This window comes from Cupriavidus basilensis OR16 (assembly GCF_000243095.1).
Classification (GTDB): domain Bacteria; phylum Pseudomonadota; class Gammaproteobacteria; order Burkholderiales; family Burkholderiaceae; genus Cupriavidus; species Cupriavidus basilensis_D.
This window is the reverse complement of the sequence record NZ_AHJE01000045.1, coordinates 16,000-39,225: the sequence shown is the minus strand read 5'-3', so window position 1 is coordinate 39,225 and position 23,226 is coordinate 16,000. Positions and strand designations below refer to the sequence as shown.

The window sequence follows — 23,226 nt, the reverse complement described above, 5'->3', positions numbered from 1 at the left end:
CGTCTTGCAGCACAAGGATCACGGTGGTGCCGATGGCATCGCCAATGCCGCACTAATACTGATAAACAAGCTGAAACCCCGCCGTCACCCCTGCCGTATGGAACGCCGCCGGCTTATACACCGGCGTCCCCAGGAACAAGTCATACGACACCGCCCCCAGCTTCGACCCCAACCCACCCCTTAACCCAATCACCACACCCGCCAGCTGCGTACCCACCAGCCCCTGGGTAGACGGCCCAAACACCCGCCCATAGTCCAGCCCCGCGTACAGCGCCTGCCCGCTCCCGCCCAGCGGCGCCTGTAGCTCATTACGCCAGTAGAAGCCCCGCTCCCCCGCCAGCAGGCTTTCGCCATCGAAGCCGCGCACGGTGTATCGGCTGCCGATGGTCAGCGCGTCGATATAGAACAGGCGGTCATTGGTGAACTGCCCACGGATGGTGGTGACATAGCGCAGCGATTGCTCGGCCAGCTTGAACGGCACCGACAGGTTGGCATCCAGCACGGCCATGCGGTAGCGCCAGGTGGGGCCGCCCAGCTCGGCCAGCGTATCGGGCTGCGCGCCGAGGCCGGCCACGCCCTGGCGGTAGGCCAGGCTGCCGTCGAACTGCGCCGCGCCGAAGTAGTGGCGATCGGTGATGCCCACCTCCACCACCGTGTTGTTGCGCCGCTGCTGCTCGATCTCCGTATCCTCGATAAAGCTCTTGCCAAAGCGCTTGGACAGCCGGAACTGCAGGCCCAGCACATCGTTCTGGCTGCGGCTAAGCACCCGCTGCAGCTTGAAATCCACCGTCTGCGAATTGCCGCTGGAGACAAAGGTCTGGTTGACCCCGGCGATCTGCTGGTAATAGGTGCTGGAATACGCCGACACCGTGCCGGTCCAGTAGCCCCACGGCACCGAGTAGAAACCGTTCCAGCCATGCGTGCCATGGCGCCGGTCGCCAAAGGCCAGATCCTGGCTGTAGCCCACGTTGAACAAGTCATTCAGGCCCAGCGGATTGTCAATGCCCACGCTCAGGTTGCCCTGCAGCTTGCCGGTGGAGCGCGTTCCGGAGTTGTCCATCGACGCCACCACCGTCCACGGCTTGGTCCGCTTGGCCGCGATCACCACATCGCTCTGGCCGGGCACGCTGGTGGGCACAACCTGCATGTCCACATCCTGGCTGGTCACGCGCTTCATCTGCTCCAGGCCCTGCTCCAGGTCCCGCAGGTTCAGCAGATCGCCGGGGCGTGCCGGAAACGCGCTCTTCCACGTGCCCCGGAGATCCGGCTCGGCAAAGCGCAACTGCCCGATCACGCCAGGTATCAGCGCCATGCGCAGCGTGCCGGTGCTTAGGTCCTGCTCAGGCAGCAATACGCGCGTGGTCACATAGCCCCGGCCAAGGATGACGTGCGACACGCCCTTGGCTAGCATATCCACGCCCTGCTTGCCGATGCAGGCACCCTGGTAGTGATCCAGCCACGCACGGGCAAAGGCGAACGGATCCTGCGGCAAAGCGGACGCACCGCGCGCATGCAGCGCAAGTGGCAACTCCGCCGGCACTTCGAGCACAAAGCGCTCGATGCGAAAGCACGGCTGCTCAACCGGCAACGCGGGAAACCCCTCCGCCGCCGGCTGCGCTGCGCGCACGCCCGGCGCCTGGACGGCCTGGGCGCGCTCGCGGGCTTCCTGCTGCTGGCGCACGCGCTGTTCCTGTTCGGCGCCGGAGAGGATGGCGGCCTGACCTGGATTTGCGGGAGGCACCTGGGCACGCAATGACGTACTGGTGTAACCCGCACCGCCTGCCACCGAAAGCATGGTGGCAATCAATCTTCTTTTGATCTGCATGAAAGCTCGTATTGACGTGACCAAGCGTCACTTCATGTTCGGCACCCGCGCGCGGCAAACCGCCCACGCCATTAATCGAAGCCAATGCAGGTAAAACCCCGCTGACGCGGCTCGACCCGCTTGATCGGGACCGGCTTGACATCGGCCTCGTCCGTTTCATCGAACACCGCGATATGGCAGTAAGGCTTGTTCGCGCTCACCGCCTGCTTCCAGATGGACACCTTCGCCGATTCCTCATCCGGCCCCGGCCTGCCATGCGCGACGTACTTGTGACCTGCCTCCGGCTTGAACCGGACCATATCGCGACAGCGATGGATGCCGGAGGCACCGTCAATCGCGATCACCAGCGGACGGCCGGCGCGCACTTTCATGTTCGGCGCCGCGGACTGCGTGTTTAGGATGGCGTCACCCTGGTAGCAGCCCTTCTGGTTTACCTGCGGGATGGTCATGCTGAAACCGCCTGTGCCGTAAAGCTCGGCAGACGGATCATCGGGGCCGAGCGGCGGCGCGAGCGTGGAAACCGATGCGCAGCCGGCGAGCTGGGCTAGCAGCGCGAGCATGGCGAAGCGAGAGAGTTGACCCATATGGCTACTTCTTTATATTTGCTTGCTGGTAACGCCGGGAAAAGCAATCCCGGATACGACGTCCGGCCAAGGTGTCGCGCGCGCTGCGTCAAGCACAACGCCTGCGACCCCAGCCGGACAAGGAAACAATGGCAGCGGGTTACTCCACGCTAGCCGGAGCGACCGCAGGGGCCGGCGCAGCTTCTGCCACCGGCTCGGCCCTTGATCACATAGGACGGATCGCCAACCCAACGCCCCAGATCCTTCCCGATAGCAACAGCGGTACGGTCCAGGATGGAGCACGTCCCCTTGAAACCACCCCACATCCCGCCCACCGACCACCGGTTGATCTTGGTATTGCGGATGACCTTGCCGCCTTCAAGTAGATCGGCAGTCACGGTGATAGCTTTAGGGCCAGTCCAGGCACCGCCACCAACACCAAGGATGTGGGTGATCTGCAGCCGGAGCACCTGCGCACCGTTGGCATCGCCCGTGGACGCGACCGTGCCGTCGCCCGTCTTGTTCCGCTTGCGCAGTACATCGCCGACGCGGGTGGTCAGCATGTTCTCGATCTGGCATTCGGACTTGACCTGGTCGACTACGCTGGCGCCGGCGGCGTAGGTGACTGGGGTTTCCAGGAGAACTGGGCTGGCTGCAAAAGCAGTGGTGGTGGAAAGGAAAAGACCGATTAAAAACAGATTTTTCATGATTTTATTTTTAGGGAAAATTAAACCGATTACAATTTTATTTACCGACGACCAATAACAATCGACGCACTCAATGATCCGCACACCGGAAAAGGCGAAACTACGCACCAAAAACTCCACATACCTCATCTACGCCCAGATTTCACTATCAATCATCCTTCATTGACTTTCTTATCTCCACACCAACAACAATGCGCTAATTTATATTTATTTATCATTAAAAATAAATAACAAATAAATATAAACTATTTATTTCCAAACCCCCAACCATTCATCACGCACCGAGAATAGGCTATAAATCACCTTCAAAACTGTACCTTTGGCCACAAATTTCTCGCAAACACTGCATCCAAAATCAGTCGTGTAGATCAAACGATTATTATTTCCGTCCAGAAACAAATATATCCAACATCCTTCATCAGCAATCTCAATAGGCGTAAGGTCAATGCCGACGACGGGCCCGGACCACTCGACTGTGTTCGGGATTTGCCCCGGAAACTCACCTCCGCGAGACCAAATCGCCTCCTGCATCAACGATTTCGCGTCTCGCCCTCGGACATCCACTTTCAGGCGGGCAAAGCAGTCTCCCATTGCGTTACCATTTGGTGAATCGCAGCGGATATTGTTATTGTCTGCACAACGCTAGGAATTAGCCGTGACTCTATTGCCAGTAGAAACAAGCCATTCTTAATAGTAGCCGTGGACCAATCCGGAACCACCTCGTATATCACTGCAAACTCCTGCGGGTCACCGAACATCATACTCACATCCCCTTCCCAAGTTACCGAACGGCGCTACTATCAATGCGATTAAATATTTTTCCGACAGCGGATCCTTCGCCGACACAATCAGACCAACCTGCGGAATTCATGATTAATAATAATATTTACGCCAAAGAATTCCTGATAGCTTCTGCGCGCCGCCTAGCTTTGTTAGCCCTCCCTGGGAGATTCCAATCCTCGCTCGAACCTGGATCTCATAAAACTCCCACTTAATCACCGGATAAAATATTTTTTAGCTCTTTGGCGGAGTACTCTTCCTGACCAGTTAGTGCGCCAGAATCATTGCAGACAATAGAATCGGCGTAACTAGGCGAGGCATCCTCTCCGATAGCCTTGGCTTTTCGTGCCGCTTCGAGCCAGTCTTTCCAGGCTGCGGGATCAGCCGGTCCATGCCCGCCCTCCCACACCTGCCAGGAGAGGGACCCAAGCATTCCCCCGAGCTCATCCGATTTTGTCAACTCGTATTCATGTTCAAGAAAATAGAACATTGCACGATATGCTTGCTCAATGGTCAAATCTGACTCGTTCATTATCTCCATCCTCAGTAACCAGGTGACTGGAACTATTCAGGCAGCATTCTCCGCACTTTGCACGGGCGTCAAAAATTAGACCACCCGGCCGAGCGCTCGCCTCCGCGTCCATCAAACAATATAACGAGGAAACTACCTTACAGTTATTCACCGGAAAATACTGATCGAACGTGTGAGACCAACCCCAAAAGATCAGCGTAGGCTATCGGCCCAAACTCCGGATAGTTCAGTGCCATATATTGACCAGCCACCATGCCAGCATCGAGAGCGATTTTCCGAGATTCAGATGTTCTCTTTGGATAGATAACCCAGTTTGTTGTTCCCGGAAACATATCTCGCGAGTGTCCTTCCATGACCCACTCAATCTCTCCGCTGTACGTTTCTACCGCGAATCTAAGTCTATGAATTACTTCCGGATCTTCATTCTCAAATCGAAAGCTAGTATAAGGCGGCATCGCCGACCTATCTTCCATTTTCGGTTGCTGACCTCTAAATTGGATTTCTGGATATCTAGATTCAGTTTTTTGCCAAGCGAGCCGACCGAATTTTTCAATAAAATCAAGCAACTCCCGTCCTTGCTTTGCATCGTCGGATCCCATTACTGCAGCCCCATTAACTTGTTAGAAATGGTTATCCCGCCGGGATCAATACTCCGCCCCCAATGGATTGGATTTTGCCGAAATACGAGAATCACAGCATTGAATTTACCCGACCACTCTCGAAAGTAATACACGACTCTCCGGCGTATCAGCGAAATACCCTTCACGCACCTCAATCCAGGCTTCGGAAAATCTCCGACTTAATAACTAGATAAAATGGTCTTTAGCTCCTCAACTGAGCATTCATCCTGACCAGTTAGTGCACCTGAATCATTGTAGACAATAGAATCGGCGTAACTACATAGTGCGTATGCAACAACGCCTGCAAAACCCCATTCCCCTCTTGTTGTTACACCAGCCAACCACGTCCATTTATCATCCCCCGTGACATCGGGAGTTGTCTCACAAAACGAAACCCAGCACTTCTCACCAGAATCAATGCCCTTTACGAAAACGAAGCAATATTTCCAGCTCTTATCAATATATGACGATTTACTGCTGTATATATTTGGCACCGATCCCCCAACACCGGAGAATCCGGAGGTAATAAAATTAATAATCTCGTTGAGCCCCGATGGAACAGCATGAAGGGGAACAAAAATACTATTTTCCATACCGGCCACCTTTCACACCTGACATTCTTGATCACATGACGTGCAGTTACTCGAACTAGTTCAATTTCGATTCGATCATGAGCAATGCGATAAAATCATCAAATTCTGGCTCCGACGTTCCATCGCTGCAACGAAATTTAATTATTTCTGCATTGCCCTCGACAATCATGCCAGCGTTACCGATCCAAGCCTGAATCACCCCGTCAACTCGCCACACATTCCAAGCCTTCAAGACTGTGTCCGAGGCACCTGAAATCTCCAGATCAACAACATCCGGACAGGTGTCTGCTCATAGAACGATATCTTTCTGCCTCTGGCCTGCGACGGTGATGCAACCACGATCAACCTTTAGTCTAAGTCCTTGAACTGGACTATTCTTGGCTGATACTCGCTCCACACCGACGTGCCATTTCCCCGCCGCCAGAGGGAGCCGATGCATCGGCACCACGGACGCATCATCGAGAATTACTGGCTGACCTTGGGACTCTTGAAATAACTGGGCAAGTGTTTTTGAAGGCATAGATCCTGGGATACTGTAGGTCATATACATCCATCTCCGCTTCGGTTTCAACTCACCTTCAATGATGACCGCCGCACCGAATAAGTCAGCATTTCCCTAGGCACAGTTCCTTTTGCACCAAGCACTAACCCCTAAACGGATCAAACAAAATGCTTTTCTCCAAAGAGCGCGCCTCAAGAATCTTTTTCAGCATTAAATCAATAAATCCAGAAGCAGATGGATTTATTCTAACGACTTCAATTAACTCATGAGCAAGCGACTCGATTACATCACCAGAAATCAGATCATAGTCATCGAAGCTCAAGCTCGAAAGAATAGGAAATTCCTCAGAATCTAATGCGAATAAAAAATTTGCCATATCCATTGGTATTTCGAGCCTACTCAAAGCTCCATCTTTTCCTGTGGCTGCCAGATCTTTATCCCAAACAGTTAAATAATACATAGCCTAAAAAGTTTTCCCTGGAAATGCGTTGACCAAATTTCCTTTTGAATCAGTAATAACCGTCATGAAATTCGTCGACTGCCCCCCAACTTTGGCATCAATACCGACTGGTCGCCCCAAATCAACTGTTCGAATGAAGTTACCAGATGTTGGTGATTGATATGCCGGCGTTTTCACAACCAACGGGTCGGTGATTGATATGCCGGCGTTTTCACAACCAACGGGTCTTGTAAAACAACCTTCAATTCATCCTTAGAAATCGTGAATGCAGATTTATTTGGCCCCCAATCACCGCCATGCTTCGCCCATGCATATTCAAGCCCACTACTTTTAACAGCTGCATCGCCCGTCCGCACGTTGATTCGAGATGCAACGACACCTTGCGCTGCATTGAAACCATCAGTTGCACCTCCAGCTCCAACTACGGGCTGGCTCCCTTTTGCACCAGTGATCCCTACGCCCTTTCCGAGGGCTGCCGCCTTTGCGGCCTCCTCCGCCGCCGTTGTCGCTGTCTTGACTACCCCAACTGGTCCACCAAACGGCAAATACGTAACCAACTCACCACCGATTCGCCCAATTTCCTTGGCGTCTCCCCTCTCGTAAGCCGAGGCCAGTCTCTCTCTCTGCTCAGCCGTAGCACTACTGATCAACGCCTCCCAGGCTGTCGGATTCGCCAGAAGCCGCCCCAGGCCATCAATTGTGCCTCGCAACTCTTCACCCGCCTTCTGGTCACCCATCCCCGAGGCCACCACGGTTCCCGCCAGCTTTGCCATGTCGGCGAGCCCCTGGGCGATTGCATGCCCGGCGCCGGTAGCGGTGCCAACAAGGCGATCAACCTTCGACATCGTTCCCGCCGCCTGCGCCTCTGTATTCATGGCAAGCAGAATGTAGTCGACTGGGCTCACGCCGAATGCACCGAAGGTGTCGTTCCGCTTACGAAGTATCTCGGCCTGGGCGGAGCGAACCTCTTGTTGCAAACCTGTGCAAACCGCGCTGCTGCTCCCCGCGCAGGCCGACAGAGCTGCATCACGCTGCTTGTCTAGTGCAGAGAGGCGGTCACGTTCCTGGCAAGCTTCTGCGTTACCGCTTGCCGTGCAGGATTGATTTGCCTTCGTGAAATCAAGTATCTCTTGGTGCTTCAGATAGTTGTTTTCCGTGGCAACCTTGCCAACACTACCGCCCGAAGCCAAGTCAGAGCTGGATCCACCGGCAGCACCGCCTGCTAAGCTGCCAACGATCATGCCCGCAAGCTGCACCAGCGCCTTTCTGTCTTCTACGCTGACGCCTTCCATACCAAGCAGTTGAGCGCCAAATGACTCCACTGCCAGCTTGGCGGCCGCACCGCCTGCTGCGCCAGCCGCAAAGTCGCCGCCGATCGCCATTGACATAAGACCGCCCAGTAGGCCGTGCACGGCCACTTTGGTCGCCGTGGGCTGGCCCTTGAGAAGGTCTCCTGCTTTGTCATAAACCATCGGCGCCAACTGCTGCACCAGTTCGGCCCGGACCTTGTTCTCCTCCTGCTGCTCCTTTACCTTCTTCGCATCAAAGATCTTATCGATAGCCTGATTAGCGCCATCCGTATCCCGATTCAAGCTGGCAAGCGTTTCGTCCACAGTCTTGCCAGTCTTCTCCTTCTGCGCCTCGGCATTGGTGATAGTGACCGTGCCATTGGCAACGGCGCTCTTGGTAGTGCCGGCGGCATCGCCTTCGATTGCCTTTTGCGCATTCCCCGCCGCCGTGGACGCAAGGGTGTTCACGCTGTTCTTCAGCAGGCTCTGACCACTGTCGAAGCTAGCTGCAATGGTCGACGAACCACTGCTGTACTCCGCCTTGTTCTCAATATCACTGGTAGTCAGCGTGCCGGTGGTGAGGCTGTTCTTGCCAGCGTTAGCTGTGCTGGCCAGCACCGCGCCCTTCAGGTCCGTGTTCTCCTTGACGCTGACCTGGAACCCGCCACCGCCCGCGTAGATGCCGCTTTGCTCCCTGACCGAGTTGTAGGTGCTGTCGGTGTTGCCGCTCGATACGCTTACGCTGCCGCTGACCGTGGTGCCGTAGCAGATCGGGGGCACGCACAGGCTGGCCTGGAAGCCGGATGACGATTCGCTGCTGTGGTAGTTGTCGGTGTCTTGCCGGCTTTCGACATTGAGGTTGCGCCCTACGTCTGCTCGCACGGTGTCGCCGATGACTTGCGCGCCCTTGAGGTTGGTGTCGCGCCCGCTGGTGATGGTGAGCTTTTCGCTGGCGCTGACGTGGCTGTTGTGGTTGGTGACGGAGTCGCCGTCGCCCTTGGCCTTGTTCTGGCTGGCGGCGAGTTCGAGCGTGAAGCCGTTTTGCTGTCCGCCGAGTGCAAGGCCCACGCCGATGCTGGCGTTGCTGCCGCTGCTCTTGCTGTTTTGGCTGGCGGTGTCCTGCGCGCTTTCCAGGTTGACGTCGCGGGCGGCGCTGAGGGTGATGGTCTTGCCGTCGATCTGTACCCCGCGCCCGGTGATGTCGCCATCGGTGGCGTAGCCGTTGGCGTCCTTGCCGCCGGCGCCGGCGGCGACGATGGTGACGGCGTTGCCGGCCTTGATGGTGGTGCCTTGGCTGGCGCTGGCCTGGCTGCGGGATTCGGACTCCGAGCTGCCGCCGCCGATGCTGACGGCGGCTTTGATCAGCGCGGTGCCGCCCGTTCCGCCGCTGGCGAGGTCCCGGACGGTGCTGACGCCGTTGGCGACGGCGAGCGCGGCCTGCGCCGCGTAGAGCCCGCGCAGGCGGTCGTTCTTGCTGTCTTCCATGCCGCGGGCGGCGTTCTCGATGGTTTGCGCGGCGGTCACGGCGTAGCCGGACAGGGCGAGGGTGACGCCGTACTGGCTGGTTTTGTCGACCTGGTGGCTGTTGGCGGTGTCCTTGCCGGGGTCAAGCACCACGTTCTTGCCGATCAGCGTGACGTCTTTCCCGGCGGCGATGTCGGCGCCGCGTGCGGTGAGGTCGTCCTTGGCGCTGATGGTGACGTTGCCGTTCTGGCTGACCACCTGGCTGCGGATGGTGTTCTCGGTGGTCTGCGCCGTGTCCAGATGGTGGGACTCGGTGCGGATGCCGACGGTGCCGGTGTAGCCGGTGCCGCCCAGGTCGCCGATCTGGCGGCTGCTGCTGTCGGTGCGCTTGGTCTTGCTGTCCTGGCCGGAGAAGATGTCGACCTTGCCTTGCAGCGCGGCCAGGGTGAGGTCGCCTTCGGCGGACAGGCCGCTGCCGGCGATGGTGATGTCGCCGCTGCGGGCCTTGACGGCGACGGTGTTGCCGGTGACCACCGTGGCGTTTTGCCGGGCGGCGCTGGCGTCGCCGCTGGCGCTGGCCTTCTGGTTGCCGTACGGCAGCATGGTGACGCCGCCGTTGTTGGGGCCGCCGCCGACAAAGCGGCCGATGTCGCCAAGCGAGGGCGCGGCGGTGCTCAGGCTCCAGCCGCTGCTGCTGGAGCCGGTGGTTTCGCGGTAGCTGTCGGTGGAGGCTTGCAGCAGGACGTCGCGCTGGGCGTCGAGGATGGCGGCGGCGCCGGCGCTGACGGTGCTGCCGGCGATCAGGATATTGCCGTCGGTGGCTTTGCCGTTGGCGTCCTTGTCGCCGCTGCCGGTGGCGCGCAGGCGGATATCGCCGGCGCCGGTGAGCTGGCTGCCCCGCTGGGAGATCGATTCGGTCTCCACCTGGCTGCTGCTGCGGTTGCTGCCAAAGGTGATGCCAACCTGCGGCGCGGTGAAGGCGGCGGCGCCGAGTTCATTGAGCGTTTGCTTGGTGCGGGTGACGGCGCTGGGGTTGCGCTGGATGTCCTGGAGGTTGCGCACCGTGTCGAGCGGCGTGCCGGTTAGCGCCATGGACAGGCCGCTGGAGCGGTTGCTCTGGCTGCTTTCCTGGGTGATGTGGTCCACGCCGGCCAGCACGGCGATGTTCTGTGCCTGGATGTCGATATGGCCAGCGCTGGCGTTGCCGTCCTTGCGCCCGGCGATCAGGTCGCTGCCGAGGATGGTGGCGTCGCCCCCGGCGCTGATGGTGACATTGCCGTTGGTGGCGCCCACCGTGCTGCGCGCGTCGCTCTGGGTGACGGCAACGGCGTGGCCGGCGCTGTTGGCCTGGTTGCTGCCTATCGAGACCCCGATGCCACCCTTGCCGGCAAAGGCGGAGAGGCCGGAGGACTTCTGCTCGTGCGCGTAGCTTTCTTCCCGGGTGTTCTTGCCGGCGGTGATCAGCACATTGCCTTTGGTGGCGGCCAGGGAGACGCCGTCGGTGGCGGCGATGCCGCTCTGGCGCACGGTGAGGTCGTTGCCGGCGGTCACGCGCACGCTGTCGCCGCTGACCAGGCTGCCTACGCCAAGGTCGGCATGGCTGCTGGTCTGGTCGTGGCTGGAGCTGCGCGAGAGCAGGCCGCTGCTTCTGCTGCGGCTGTCGTAGCTGGCGTCGTGCACTTCCCGGGCTTCGCCGATGGTGATGTCCTGGGTGGCGACGATGCTGACGCGGGAGCCGGTCGTGTCGGGCTTGCCGGCGCTGACTTCCGAGCCGGTCAGCGTGACGCTGCCCTTGCCTGTGCCAGCACCTGCAACGGGCGCGGCGGTGATGCCGTTGGCTTGCAGCAGGCCGGCTGCCAGCGCGGCTTGCCCGGCCGCCAGGGTGGCGCTGGTGCCGCCTTGCACGGTGCTGCCGCGCACGGTTTCGTCATAGGCGGCCTGCGTGTAGGACGCGCCCTTGCCGCCCAGCGAGCCTTCGCTGTGGGCGGTGGTGTCCTTCGCGGCCGTGACGGTGAGATCCCGCCCGGCGATCAGGGACACATCGCCGCCCGCTCCCACGCTGGACCCCGCCAGCGCGGCATCGCGCCCGGCCACCGCCACCACATTGCCGCCTGCCTGCACCGTGCTGCCTGCCACCGTGCTGGTCTTGTCGTGGGAATAGCTCTGCCCGCCGCGCGAGACCGTGTCCTGCGTGGTGCCGAGGGTGACCGCGCCAACGGTGAGATCGCGTCCGGCGCCGATCAGTGCGCCCTTGCCGGCTTCGAGCACGGCGCCGCTGAGGGTAACGTCGCGCCCGGCCAGCACCACGGCATTACCGGTTGCCGAAATGGCACCGCGGCCACGCCCGTGGCGCCCGCGCTGTAGCCGTTGGGGCCGATGGTGCGGACTTCGGTAATTGTCTGCGTTTCATTGACTACATCCCGCCCGGCTTGCACCAGCACGTCCAGGCCGCCGATGCGCCCGCCCAGGTTGCGTACGTCCTGCAGCGCCTGGACCACGGTGGTTCCGGTGGTGTCGCCGATCGCGCCGCGGTTGACGATGTTATTGCCGAGCACCTGCGTGGCGACGTCGCCGACGATGCGACCGCTGTTGTTCACGTTGCCGCTGGCATTGAGGGCCACGCTGTTGCCGGTGACCAGCGCGCCGGTGCTGTTGAGGTCGACGGCGTTGGACTGCGCCAGGTAGACCTTGGGCACCAGCACGGACTGGTGCGTGCCGTCGGGCAGCGCCACGTCTTGCGCTACCAGCCAGACCATGTCGGTGGTGAGCTGGCGCATCTGGTCGTCGGACAGGCCTACGCCGGGGGACAGGCCGAAGGATTTGGCGTAGGTCACGCCGCTGTTCATCAGCGCCTGGTATTCCTTTAGCTGGTCGGTGTAGCCGGCCAGGAAGGTACGGCCGGTTAGTGCCGTGACCTGGTCGCGGACGAGCTTTTCTTCATAGAAGCCGTCGCCGAGGCGCTTTTGCACTTGTTGCGGGTCCAGGCCGAGCGCGCCCAGCATGTAGTCGCTGGAGAGGAAGGTCTTGTACTGGGTGAAGCGTGAATCGGTCTCGATCAGGTAGGGCGTGGCCGGGGCCGGGCGCAGCGTGAACAGGCCGTTGACGGGCAGCGTCAGGTTGGGGATGCCGCCGGCGGCGGTGCCGAGCGTCTGCGGGCGGCTGGTGGTGCCGGTGGCGGCTGCGACGGCGCCGGCGCCGAGGGTTGGCGCGGCGCCGGCGTTGCCCGCGACACTGCCAAGCTGGGTGCCGGAGGCGCTGCCGCCCGCCACGCCGCTGCCGGTGACGGTCTGGCCGACGCGGTTGACGGAGCCGACGGTGATGTCCTGCGCGGTGGTCTGCACCGCCTGGTTGGCGGTGGCAAGGGCCGGCAGCGCGCCTACCGTGGTGGGCGCCTGGGGCGTGGCCGGATACGGCACCGTTTGCTCGTCGCTGTTGCCGCCGGATTTCTGGTGCCAGTAGAACGTGGATGTGTCGGTGGTGCTGACCGTCTGCTGGAGCACCGTGCCGACGTCCTGTACCCCGCCGCCGGCGGCGCGCCGGATCAGGCTGCCGCCGGCAGCCATGATGGACGACTGGTTCAGGATGCCGCCGTCGTCGCTGTTGATGCGGATGGTGCCCTGGGCCTGGACCTTGGCCGCGGGGGTCGCGCTGACCAGGCGATCCGTGGCGACGGTGGTGACGGTGGTGCGGGAGACCTCGTTGTAGTCGTGCACGTCCGGGCCGAGGTCGTAGCGCACGCGCACCTGGTCCGGGCGGAGATGCTTGGCCGGATCCCAGTCGGGCCAGAAGGTGATCCTGTAGGTGGACCCGGTGTCCTGGATGTCCTGGTAGTACTGGGTTGGGTTGGTGGCAAACGGGCGCCCGCCCGGGCCGCCTCCACCGGTGCAGCCGTTGTCGCCGCACATCGGGTTGTCGTTGCCGACGTAGGTCTCGAAGGGCGGCTCCGTGAAGGAAAGCGTCTTGGCCGCAGTATTGAGATTGACCACGGTGGATTTTGGCACTTCCAGGGTGACCGGGTCGCGCAGCGCGTTGACCATGTCCCCGCTGATGCCTGCCGCCGTAAAGCGCCACTTCCATCCGGGGAACGTGGCACTCGTGTGACCGTTGGTTTCTCCGTCACCCAGCCCAGCGACCCAGAGCGACAGCGTCTGCGTGCTCGTCTGCGGCGTGCCGGGTTCGGTCACGATGCTGGTCCGCGTGTTGTTGACCGTGCGCGCGGCGATGTCGATGTCGCCGTCCGCTTCGATCGTTGCCGAGCGGTTGTTGAGCACGCCGACCTGGTTGGCCAGCATGCCGGTATCCGGGTCGCGTGTGCCGTCGCGGGCGATCTGGAGGTTGCCGGCGCTGTAGATCAGCGCGCCGTCCAGGTTGGAGACGGAACTGGACGCGTAGAGCTTGAGGTCCTGCGCGGCGGCGATGACGGCGGCCGGGCCGGTGTTGATCACGTCCGCTGCCTGCACCTGCACGGTGTTGCCGATCACCGCGCCGGTGTTGGCCAGCGTGCCGCTGATGGTGTTGACGGCGTTGCCTTCGATGCGTCCGGCGTTGGTGATGGTGCCGTCGGCCTGGACGGTGGTGGCCTGCGAGTTGATGCTGGCGCCGGCGGCGTTGCTCACGTTGGCGCCGTGCACGGCCAGGCTGCCGCCGGCCGCCAGCGTGCCGGTGTTGGTTACCGCGCCGCTGGCACGGAGTTGCAGGTCGCCGTCGGCGCGTAGCTTGTTGGCGGCGTCGTTGAGGTAGTCGCCCGCTACGTTGAGCGAGAGGTTGCGCCCCGCTGTCATCTCGCCGCTGCCGCTGACGGTGCCGCCGCGGCTGGAGACGCCCACGTCCTGGTTGGCGCGTACCGCGCCGCCCTGGTTGGTCATGGCGGCCAGGGTGAGCTGCACGTCGGTGCCGCCGAGCACGTTGCCGCCGTCATTGGCGAGCGTGGTGCTGGCCTGGTTGAGTGCCAGGCCCTTGGCGCCGTAGATCCTGCCGCCGCGATTGTCCACGCTGCGGGTCACGCCCAGCGTGAGCGCGCCGGCCGAGGCGATCTGCGCGCCGGTTGCGTTGACGAGATCGGTGGCGGCGAGGGTCACGTCGCCGTTGCCGCCCAGCGTGCCGCCGGTGTTGTCCAGCGCGCCGGCGGCGGTGACGGTGGTGGCGCCGTCGCCCGCGTTGGCAAGCCGCCCGCCGCGGTTGTCGATGCCGGACGCGGAGACGGTGGCCTTGCCGTGCGCCCCGTTGGCCGTGAGCATGCCGCCGGCATTGCTGAGCGTGCCATCGGCGGCGACAGACAAATCGCCGCTGGTCTGCGCCGTGCCGCCGGTGTTGTCCAACTGGCCCTGGCTGGTGAGCGACAGCCCGGACTGGCCGTAGAGCGTGCCCTGGCGGTTGACCAGGTCCGCGCCCGTGCTGACCTGCGCTGTGCCTTGCGCGGACAGGTTGCCCCGGGTGTTGTCCAGCGAAACCGCCTGCACGGCGAGCGTGCCGTTGCCCTGGATGGCGCCGGCTGTATTGCCCAGCGCGCCCCGGCTCGTCAGTGTCAGGGCGCCGTCGCCGGCGTGCGCGATGCGCCCGCCGTCATTGGCCAGCGACTGCGCATCCACCGTCAGGTTCTTGCCGTTGGTGGCCAGCGTGCCCGCCGTGTTGTCGACGGCGCCACCGGCGTTGATAACGGTGTCGGCCTTGCCGAACTGGTTGATGGCGCCGCCACGGTTGGACAAATCGCCCGTGGTGCGGATGCCGACCTGGTCGCCCTCGATACGGCCGGCAGCGTTGTCCAGCCGTGCCGCCGAGAGATCGACCACGCCGCCCGACAGGGTGCCCTGGCGGTTGCTTGCCGCGCCGGCAACGGTCGTGGTGAGGGCTTCGCCCGCCGTGACGCTGCCCTGGTCGTTATCCAGCGACTGCGCATCCAGGTTGGCATCGCCCTTGGCGGTGATCTGGCCGTGGTTGGCCAGCTTGTCCGCAACCAGCGCCACCTTGCCGTTGCCGCCGATCCAGCCCGCATTGGTGTTGACCAACGCCTGCTGCGCCTGGACGCGGGTCAATCCGTCGCCCGCATTGACGATGCGCCCGGCGGTGTTGTCCACGCTGGCGGCGGCGAGCGACAGCGCGCCGTGCGTGCCGGCGGCTTCGATCCGGCCTCGCGTGTTGGTCACCGCGCCCGCGGCCCGCGCGTCCAGCGTGCCGTTGGTCTGGATGGTGCCCGCGGCATTGCCCAGCGCGCCACCGCTGGTCAATGCCAGCGTGCCGTCGCCCGCGTGCGCGACGCGGCCGCTGTCGTTGGACAGCGATTGCGCGTCCACCGTCAGGTTCTTCCCGTTGGTGGCCAGCGTGCCCGAGGTATTGTCCAGGACGCCGCCCGCGCTGATGCGGGTGTCGGCTTTGCCAAGCTGGTTGATCGCACCGCTCCGGTTGGCCAGGTCGCCTGCCGTGCGGATGCTGACCAGGTCGCCCTCGATGCGGCCCGCGGTGTTGTCGAGCAAGCCGGCGTTGACGGCGAGCGCACCACTCGCCTGCAGCTCGCCTTGCTGATTGTTGACGGCGCCGGCCGAGCGCAGCGTGGCTGCGCCTTGCGCCAGCATCTGTCCGCCCTGGTTGGAAATGCTGGCGGCCGTGATGGTGGTGGTGCCCTGGCTGGCCAGTTGCCCCCGGTCATTGACGAGTGCCCCGCTGGCATTGGCGCTCAGCGCCCCGCCAGCGTTGCTGCTGGCGCCGCTCAGGTTGATATCGCCCGCGCTGGCGGTGAGGCTGAGATTGCCCAGCGCCGCGCTCTGGCTGCCCGCGAGCTGCAGCGCCGTGCCCTGCAGGCTGGCATTGCCGCCCGCGAGGTGCTTGCCGCTGGCTGACAGCGTGCCGGCCGCGACCACGCTCAGGTCCGCCTGCTGGCCGACCGATCCGTCGCCGTTGACGCCCGCGCCGAAGGTGCCGCTGGAGACGACGCTGCCCGCGTTGACGCGCAAGGCTTGTTGCGCCGCCAGCGTGCCGCTGTTGCCAAGCGCGCCGGCGGTATCGAGCGTCACCGCCTGCGCGCCGTAGGTGGTGCCGCTGTTCTCCACGCCGTCGCGCGCGGCGATGGCGAGGTTGCCGGTGGCGCTGGTCTTGCCGGCGAGCGTGAGCCGGCCTTGCGCGCTGAGCGTCAGCTCGCCGGCCTGCGCGGCCAGCACGCCGCGGTGGCTCACGCCCACGCCGGCCTCGGTGCCGACCAGCAGGATCTTGTTGGCGTACATGCCGCCGAGCTGGCTCACGTCGATGCCGATGCCCGGCGCGGGGCCGGTGCCGGCAATGGGCGTGGCGGCCAGCGTGGCGCGGTCTACCTGGTTGGCGCCGGCGATGACATTGAGGTTGTTGGCATAGATGGCCGCGTTGGCGGTGACGCTGCGGGCGATCAGGTCTACCTGGTCGACATTGCCGGCATTCAGCCCGGCGCCCTGCACCGAGATCTGGCCGCCGGTGACGCGGAAGGCGTCGAGGCTGCCGGTGCCGCCGTACACGGGCACGCCGGTGGTCAGCGTGGCGCGGCTGGTGTTGATGAAGCCGCCGCCATCTACCATGATGCCGTTGGGATTGGCCACCACCACTTCGGCCCGGCCACCGGCCACTTCCAGGTAGCCACGCAGCTGGCTGGGCAGCGCGCTGGTGACCTGGTTGACGATGATGCGCGCGTTCTGGCCCGGCAGCAGGTTGGGGTTGCCGTTGACGAAACCGGCTTGCTGGGTCGAGACGATAGTGGGCGAGTTGTTGAGGATCGCGCCGCCCCTGGCTACGTCGAACTGCGTGTAGGCGTTGGTGGACACGCCCGCGCCCGAGGGGCGCGTGATGTTGACTTGCGCAAGGCCGTTGCTGGTCTGGATCACGCCGGGACGGTTGGCGCCGGCATTGGGGTCCGCCACGATCTGGGCCGTGGCCGGGGCAGCCAGCCCAAGCAGCGCAAAGAGCGCGAGCGGCATGGCTGGCAGCGCCGCCGCCGTCGATGCGACGCGCGTTGTGCCCTGCCCTGCGCCGCGGCTGCGCCGTATCGCGCGCGCGCCGCCCTGCTGGCCTTTGCCGAGGCTGGTGGCCGATTCTTCAACGGCGACCAGCATCGCGCGATGCCTGCTATAGACCAGACGGAAACTGCCCTTGTTCATGATTGGATCGCCCCATAATTAGCGGCGCATTTTTGATGAATGGCATCTTGACGGAATGACTGAGGACAATCGTCATTCCCTTTGAATTGACTTACATTATTTAATCATGCCGACGATGCGGTCAATCAGACATGCAATAGGAAAATGGATAATGCAGACGTGCAATGGCGAGATTGCCCACCGCCAATCCACGGCTGCAAGCGGCATAGCGGGAGATGGGGCAGCGCGGGCCGGCGTTGACCTACTGAAGGGGGATTGAAAGACAGGCGCGCGGCGTGTTATTAGCGCCGGGATAAATAACAACGCCTAGGATTTGTCCTATCCTAGGCGCTTAAATAAATAGGATTTGTTTGAAATTAATGAATCATATCTAGGACGGAACCTAGGATATCCCTATTAACGGCAGATATCCACGATCTTTTAGCGCGGAATGTAGCGTACAAGCCGGGCGCGGCATCAGCTACGCCCGATTTCCTGCAGGATGCGCGTGAGCAGGTAGAGCCGCGGCACGATGGAATCGATCTCGATGTACTCATCGCGCGCGTGGTAGCCAAAGCCGGCCAGGCCGAAGCTCTCCACGACCACGGCTTTGCCCGAGCGTCCCGCGAAGCCCGCATCGGTGGCACCGCCGGTGCCCTCGGCCAGCGCCAGTTGGCGGCCATCGAGCTCGGCGTAGATGGCTTGCGCGCGATGCGCCAGCTCGCGCCCGCGCGCGTTGGCGACAAACGGCGGCCGGCCGGTTTCCATGGTTACCGTGGTTTGGGTGTCGGGGACGAGCTTGCCTTCGTCGACCTTCTTTTGCAGCGCGGCCTGCAGCGTCTCGGGGCCGCCCTTGACCGTCGCGCGCACGTCGCCGATGGCGGTGGCGCGCTCGGGAATCTGGTTGCGGACCTCGCCGGCCTGCGCGGTGGTCCAGTTGAGCTGGGTACCCGGCACGGACTTGGCCACGTCGCGCGTTTGCTGCAGCTGGTAGGCCAGCTCGATCAGCGCGTTGCGGCCCAGCTCCGGGGCCGCCTGGAGGATGGCCAGCGCGTGCAGGATCACCGCGATGCCGCCTTTATCGTCGGCGATGCCGGGCCCGTAGAGCCGGTTGCCGTCCTGCTTGATGGGCTGCGTGGCCAGTGTGTTGGCCGGATACACGGTGTCCATATGCGCGATCAGCATGATGCGGCGCTTGCCGGTGCCGGTCAGCGTGCCCTTGACCATGATGCCCGGGCCTTTGGTGACGGCGATGCGCTCGGTGCGGGCACCCAGTGTTGCCAGCCGGCCTTCGGTGTAGGTGGCCATCTGCGCCAGGCCGGCCGCGTTGGCGCTGCCGGACTCGATCGACACCATCTCCTTGAGCGACTGGATCACCGATGGCTCGGCAGTGCGCGCGGCGGCCAGCAATTGGGCATCGGCGGCGTGGGCGCTGCCGGTGGCAAGGATCAGGGTGGCGATGGCAGCCTGGGTCAACCGGCGCAGGGAGGAATGCATGGCGTCTCCTGTTGAGGATGTTGTCGTGGTGATGGCAGGCGGGGATGCCTGGCGGGTGATGCTAGCGCGAGCGCGCGGCAGCGCAAGGGCGCTGCCGCGTGCCGCTTTCAGGCTCGCTTTCAGGGCGGCCGTCTGGCCGGTGCGCCTTAGTTGCGCCCGATTTCCTGCAGGATGCGCGACATCAGGTAGAGCCGCGGCACGATCGAATCGATCTCAATGTATTCGTCGCGGGCGTGATAGCCGAAGCCCGCCAGGCCGAAGCTCTCCAGCACCGTGGCCTTGCCCGAGCGCGCGGCGAAGCCGGCGTCGGTGCCGCCGCCGGTCTGCGGCACCAGCGTCAGCTCGCGGTCGATTTCCTTGTAGATGGCCTGGGCGCGCGCCGCCAGCGCGTGGCTGCGCGCGTCGCTCACGTACGGCGGACGCCCGGAGAGGACCTTCACCGTGGTTTCGGTATCGGGAACCAGCTTGCTCGACCTGACCTTGGCTTGCAGCGCGGCTTGCAGCTTGTCCTGCGCGTCGGGCTGGGTCAGGCGCACATCGCCCACGGCGCTGGCCTTCTCGGTGATCTGGTTCAGCGGGCCGTTGGTGTTGGCCTGGGTCCAGATCAGCGCCGCGCCCGGCACGTCCTTGGCCACGTCGCGCGTTTGCAGCATCTGGTAAGAGAGTTCATAGAGCGCGTTGCGGCCCAGCTCCGGCGCGGCGCCCGCATGCGCGGCGCGGCCCTTCACGTCCAGCGTGGCCGTGGCAACGCCCGCCGCGGCCAGCAGCAGCGGCTGGCCCTTCATGACCACCGAGCCCGCGGACGGCTCGCAGGACAGCACCACGTCGTGCTGCTCGGCCAGCTTGGCGATGGTGTCGCCGGAGCCCAGCGAGCCCACTTCCTCGTCCGGGTTGAACAGCACGGTGATCTGCGCATAATCCTTCCAGCCGGCCGCCTGGAGGATGGCCAGCGTATGCAGGATGACCGCGATGCCGCCCTTGTCATCAGCGATGCCGGGGCCGTACAGGCGGTTGCCGTCCAGCTTGATCGGCTGGGTGGCCAGCGTGTTGGGCCCGTAGACCGTGTCCATATGCGCGATCAGCATGATGCGGCGCTTGCCGGTGCCGGTCAGCGTGCCCTGGACCATCGTGCCAGGGCCCTGCGTCACGGCGATGCGCTCGGTGGCCGCGCCGAGCGCCTTGAGGCGTGCTTCCGTGAAGCTGGCCATTTGGGCCAGGCCGGCGGCGTTGGTGCTGCCGGACTCGATCGACACCATGTCCTTGAGCGACTGGATCAGCGCGGGCTCGGCCGCGCGGGCGGCGTCCAGCAGTTGCGTGTCCGCGGCGCGGGCGCTGCCGGCTGCCCCGCATGCCAGCGCGAGCGCTGCCACAGCGGTCTGGGTGAGTCGGCGCAGGGATGGCTGCATGAAGTCTCCTGTTGCTTGCATCGTTATTGTGGTTGGGGCGGTTGCCCGCCGAGCGACGATGCTAGCCCTTGCGCGCGCGGCAAGGTAGGATCAATCCCGCCAATCGGAATGCCAATCCCGCCATGCCCCGCTCTTCCGCCACTACCGCCACCGCCACCACCACCACCACCACCGCCCTGCCCCGAGCCGCCCGCCGCCAGCCGCCCCGTGCCGCTGCATGTGCGTCTGCTGTGGTTGCCGCAGGCCATGCCGGGCATGCTGTTCGGCGCGCTGGATGTGCTGCGCGCCGCGGCCGGGGTGGCCCGGCTGCAACGCCCGGATGCGGACCGCGACCTGAGCTGGACCGTGATTGGCCCCTCAGGCCGCGCGCTGGCCCTGCCCGCCCTGGGGCTGGAACCCGCGCGGCGGCGGCGCGCCAAGGAGGATGGCAATGCGCTGGTGGTGGTGCCGGGCGTGCTTGCGCGCAATGCCCCGCACCTGGGCGAGATCCTGGGCGGCTCGGGCCAGGCCCTGCGCTTGCTGGAGCGGCACGCGCAGGCGGGCGGATGGATCGCGGCGGGCGCGAGCGGCATCGCCTTTCCCGCGGAGCTTGGCCTGCTGGATGGCGCGCGCATGGGTGCGCCGTGGACCTTCCAGAGCTGGATGGCCAAGCGCTATCCGCGCTGCGATTTTTCCGCCAGCGAGCCCATGGGCTTGCATCAGCGCGTGTTTGGCTGCGTGGCGCCGGCGCTGCAAACGGAGTTCATGCTGCGCGTGCTGGGGCACCTGCATGACCCGGACCTGGCGCAGACCTGCTCGCGCATGCTGCTGTACCAGGCGGAGCGCCAGCAGCTCACGCCGGAGCTGGTGTCGCAGCGCTGGCTCAGCAAAACCGCCGACAGCCCCGTCTACCGCGCCATGCAGTGGCTGCAGGCGAACGTCGATGCGCCGTACCGGCTGGCGCTGGTGGCGCAAGCGGCCGCCGTGAGCGAGCGGACCTTGCTGCGGCATTTCCGGCAGGTCAGCGGCATGACGCCGCTGGAATACCTGCACGGGCTGCGCGTGGAGCGTGCCAAGACCCTGCTGGAGGTGACGCTGCATGGCTCGCAGGCCGTGGCCGAAGCCTGCGGCTACAGTGACGCGGCGGCGTTCAGGCGGCTGTTCCAGCGTGCCACGGGGATGTCGATGTCGAGCTACCGGGCGCGCTTTGCGCTGCGCTCGCAGCGGCGCTACTGGCGCGTGGAGGACATGCCGCGCCCCGCGGGCACGGCATGATCCGATCCAGCTCTCTGAACTTGCAAACTTGCGAACCCGCCTTGGCAGTGGCGCTTGGTCTTAGTTGCTCAGCACGATGCGGTTGACCACGTCCTCGACGCCATGCACGTACCAGGCATCGCGCTCGGCCTGGCGTTTGCCGGCTTCGGTGGCGGCATAGCCTTCGAGCGTGACCACGCGGTCCTTGGTCTGCACGCGGATGCGATCGGCGTCGACGAACTGGTCGGTCTCCAGCACCAGCTTCAGCGCTTCCGTGACTTCGTCGTCGCGGTCGGTCTCGGCCGGGGCCACTACCAGCTCGTTGACCACGCAGCGGCAACCGCGCGACCACCACGCCAGCACGCCCGCCAAACGCATGTGCGACAGGCTGATCACGTGGCCGCGCAGGGTCACCACGCCGTCGACGACCTCGACGGCGATCTCGCCGCTGGACTCGCCAACGGCTTCGCGCACGGGTTCGATCCGCCCCTTGGTATGGGCACAGATGCGGCAATTGCGGAAGTCGATCGCCTGCAGCAGCCGTACGCAGACCGAATTGCGCAGTTCGCTGTCACCCACCGCCGCGCCGCCATCGGCAACGCGCAGGTGATCGATCACCGCGGACACACCGTCGACACGGCGTACCGACGCGGCAACGCGGCTCTTGTCGACAATATCGGGGACTTCGCCTTCGAGAATCAGCGCGCCGTCGCTCAGGCGCAGGTGGATGGTGGGATGGATGGAATGGCTGTGGAAAGGCACGTGGGCGATGGCCGCCCTAGCCTGAGTCAGGACTGCTTCACTGCTATGCATGATGTCTGCCTTATCTTGGAAGGTCTGGATATAGGAGACGCGTTCAGTCCGTTGAACGCCCGCGCGGTCCCGCGCCAGGTGCGGCGCGGGACGGCGAATCTTCATTATAGGTAGCCAGGATGGCCGCGCCCGACCTAATGACCGGATGCGGGCCCGGGGTCTACGCGCGCCGTGCGCCGGATCAGGTTTCCACCTTGGCCTCCATGGTGATCTCCGCCTTAAGCAGCTTCGACACCGGGCAGCCGGCCTTGGCCCCTAGCAGGCATTGCTCTACCGCCGCCTTGTCGGCCCCGGGCACGCGCACCGTCACGTCCAGGTGCACGGCAGTGATGGTGAAGCCGCCACCGTCCTTGTCGAGCGTGACCGTGGCCTTGGTGGCAATGCTCTCGGCGACCATCTTGGCCTCGCCCAGGATCAAGGACAGCGCCATGGAGAAGCACCCCGCATGGGCCGCCCCGATAAGTTCTTCGGGGTTGGTGCCGGGCCCGCCCTCGAAGCGGGCCTTGAAGCCGTAGGGCGCATCCTTGAGCACGCCGCTCTCCGCCGAGATGCTGCCCTGGCCGTCCTTGATGCCGCCTTGCCATTTAGCCGATCCGTACTTCTTCATGAGCGTTCTCCTTGGTCGAAACGGGGAAGGCGCGGCGCTCGCCGTGCCGGTAAACGGACGCTTGCTGCTCGTCCGGAGATGCTTGTGTGGCTCTGGTACGGCGCTGGAATGGCTTGGGAATGGCCCAGGAATGGCCCCACGCGTTCAATGCTTCTGGCTCAACGGCCTCCAAAACTTAGGACAAAACCTCGAAATTCCATCCAACTCCAGCAAATCCACCATCAATTTCTCGCAATTTGTGC

General features: G+C 63.6%; 16 protein-coding genes. 1 reads left to right on the top strand and 15 read right to left on the bottom strand.

Annotated elements, in window-relative coordinates; translation table 11 throughout:
- Positions 1 to 52 precede the first annotated feature (52 nt).
- The 13 genes from OR16_RS17425 to OR16_RS17395 all read right to left on the bottom strand — a co-directional run bounded on the left by OR16_RS17425 (position 53) and on the right by OR16_RS17395 (position 20,331).
- Entirely contained in the window at positions 53 to 1,825 is a 1,773-nt protein-coding gene (locus OR16_RS17425; RefSeq protein WP_043420149.1) for a ShlB/FhaC/HecB family hemolysin secretion/activation protein, read from the bottom strand.
- A gap of 71 nt (positions 1,826 to 1,896) precedes the next feature.
- Complete coding sequence (locus tag OR16_RS17420) at positions 1,897 to 2,385, bottom strand: hypothetical protein (RefSeq protein WP_141639884.1); 489 nt, start codon at positions 2,383 to 2,385, stop codon at positions 1,897 to 1,899.
- Positions 2,386 to 2,558: 173 nt separating this feature from the next.
- Positions 2,559 to 3,203, bottom strand: coding sequence for a hypothetical protein (locus tag OR16_RS39825; RefSeq protein WP_237717099.1), 645 nt, complete (start codon positions 3,201 to 3,203; stop codon positions 2,559 to 2,561).
- Between the two features lie 141 nt (positions 3,204 to 3,344).
- The gene (locus OR16_RS48285) at positions 3,345 to 3,626 is read right to left on the bottom strand and encodes an Imm42 family immunity protein (protein ID WP_158001367.1); all 282 of its coding nucleotides are present in this window, start codon (positions 3,624 to 3,626) and stop codon (positions 3,345 to 3,347) included.
- 35 nt (positions 3,627 to 3,661) lie between these two features.
- Positions 3,662 to 3,853, bottom strand: a complete 192-nt coding sequence (locus tag OR16_RS48280; protein ID WP_423739663.1) for an Imm42 family immunity protein — start codon at positions 3,851 to 3,853, stop codon at positions 3,662 to 3,664.
- Positions 3,854 to 4,086: 233 nt separating this feature from the next.
- Positions 4,087 to 4,407, bottom strand: a complete 321-nt coding sequence (locus OR16_RS44880) for a hypothetical protein (protein ID WP_202801086.1) — start codon at positions 4,405 to 4,407, stop codon at positions 4,087 to 4,089.
- A gap of 143 nt (positions 4,408 to 4,550) precedes the next feature.
- On the bottom strand, positions 4,551 to 5,006 hold the full coding sequence (locus tag OR16_RS43545) for a hypothetical protein (RefSeq protein WP_006159258.1): 456 nt from the start codon (positions 5,004 to 5,006) through the stop codon (positions 4,551 to 4,553).
- 200 nt (positions 5,007 to 5,206) lie between these two features.
- Positions 5,207 to 5,620, bottom strand: coding sequence for a hypothetical protein (locus OR16_RS43540; RefSeq protein WP_141639882.1), 414 nt, complete (start codon positions 5,618 to 5,620; stop codon positions 5,207 to 5,209).
- A 644-nt stretch (positions 5,621 to 6,264) separates the two neighbouring features.
- The gene (locus OR16_RS17410) at positions 6,265 to 6,582 is read right to left on the bottom strand and encodes a hypothetical protein (protein ID WP_043420148.1); all 318 of its coding nucleotides are present in this window, start codon (positions 6,580 to 6,582) and stop codon (positions 6,265 to 6,267) included.
- Between the two features lie 173 nt (positions 6,583 to 6,755).
- Positions 6,756 to 11,642, bottom strand: a complete 4,887-nt coding sequence (locus OR16_RS44600) for a hemagglutinin repeat-containing protein (protein WP_006159257.1) — start codon at positions 11,640 to 11,642, stop codon at positions 6,756 to 6,758.
- Complete coding sequence (locus OR16_RS47310; RefSeq protein ID WP_006159256.1) at positions 11,576 to 17,449, bottom strand: filamentous hemagglutinin N-terminal domain-containing protein; 5,874 nt, start codon at positions 17,447 to 17,449, stop codon at positions 11,576 to 11,578. The genes OR16_RS44600 and OR16_RS47310 overlap by 67 nt, the downstream gene beginning before the upstream one ends.
- 456 nt (positions 17,450 to 17,905) lie before the next feature.
- Complete coding sequence (locus OR16_RS17400; protein WP_006159255.1) at positions 17,906 to 18,925, bottom strand: M20/M25/M40 family metallo-hydrolase; 1,020 nt, start codon at positions 18,923 to 18,925, stop codon at positions 17,906 to 17,908.
- Between the two features lie 146 nt (positions 18,926 to 19,071).
- Positions 19,072 to 20,331 carry a M20/M25/M40 family metallo-hydrolase gene (locus OR16_RS17395; RefSeq protein WP_006159254.1) on the bottom strand — a complete coding sequence of 420 codons (1,260 nt, stop codon included), beginning with the start codon at positions 20,329 to 20,331 and terminating at the stop codon, positions 19,072 to 19,074.
- A 207-nt stretch (positions 20,332 to 20,538) separates the two neighbouring features.
- Between OR16_RS17395 and OR16_RS17390 the strand changes: the two genes are divergently transcribed.
- A complete protein-coding gene (locus tag OR16_RS17390) occupies positions 20,539 to 21,585 on the top strand; it encodes a GlxA family transcriptional regulator (RefSeq protein WP_006159253.1) in 1,047 nt (348 codons plus the stop codon).
- Positions 21,586 to 21,645: 60 nt separating this feature from the next.
- On the opposite strand, the gene OR16_RS17385 is transcribed toward OR16_RS17390, so the two are convergent.
- Positions 21,646 to 22,377, bottom strand: coding sequence for a BON domain-containing protein (locus OR16_RS17385; protein ID WP_043420180.1), 732 nt, complete (start codon positions 22,375 to 22,377; stop codon positions 21,646 to 21,648).
- 181 nt (positions 22,378 to 22,558) lie between these two features.
- Positions 22,559 to 22,984 (bottom strand): OsmC family protein, encoded by a 426-nt coding sequence (locus OR16_RS17380; RefSeq protein WP_006159251.1) that lies wholly within the window; start codon positions 22,982 to 22,984, stop codon positions 22,559 to 22,561.
- Positions 22,985 to 23,226 lie beyond the last annotated feature (242 nt).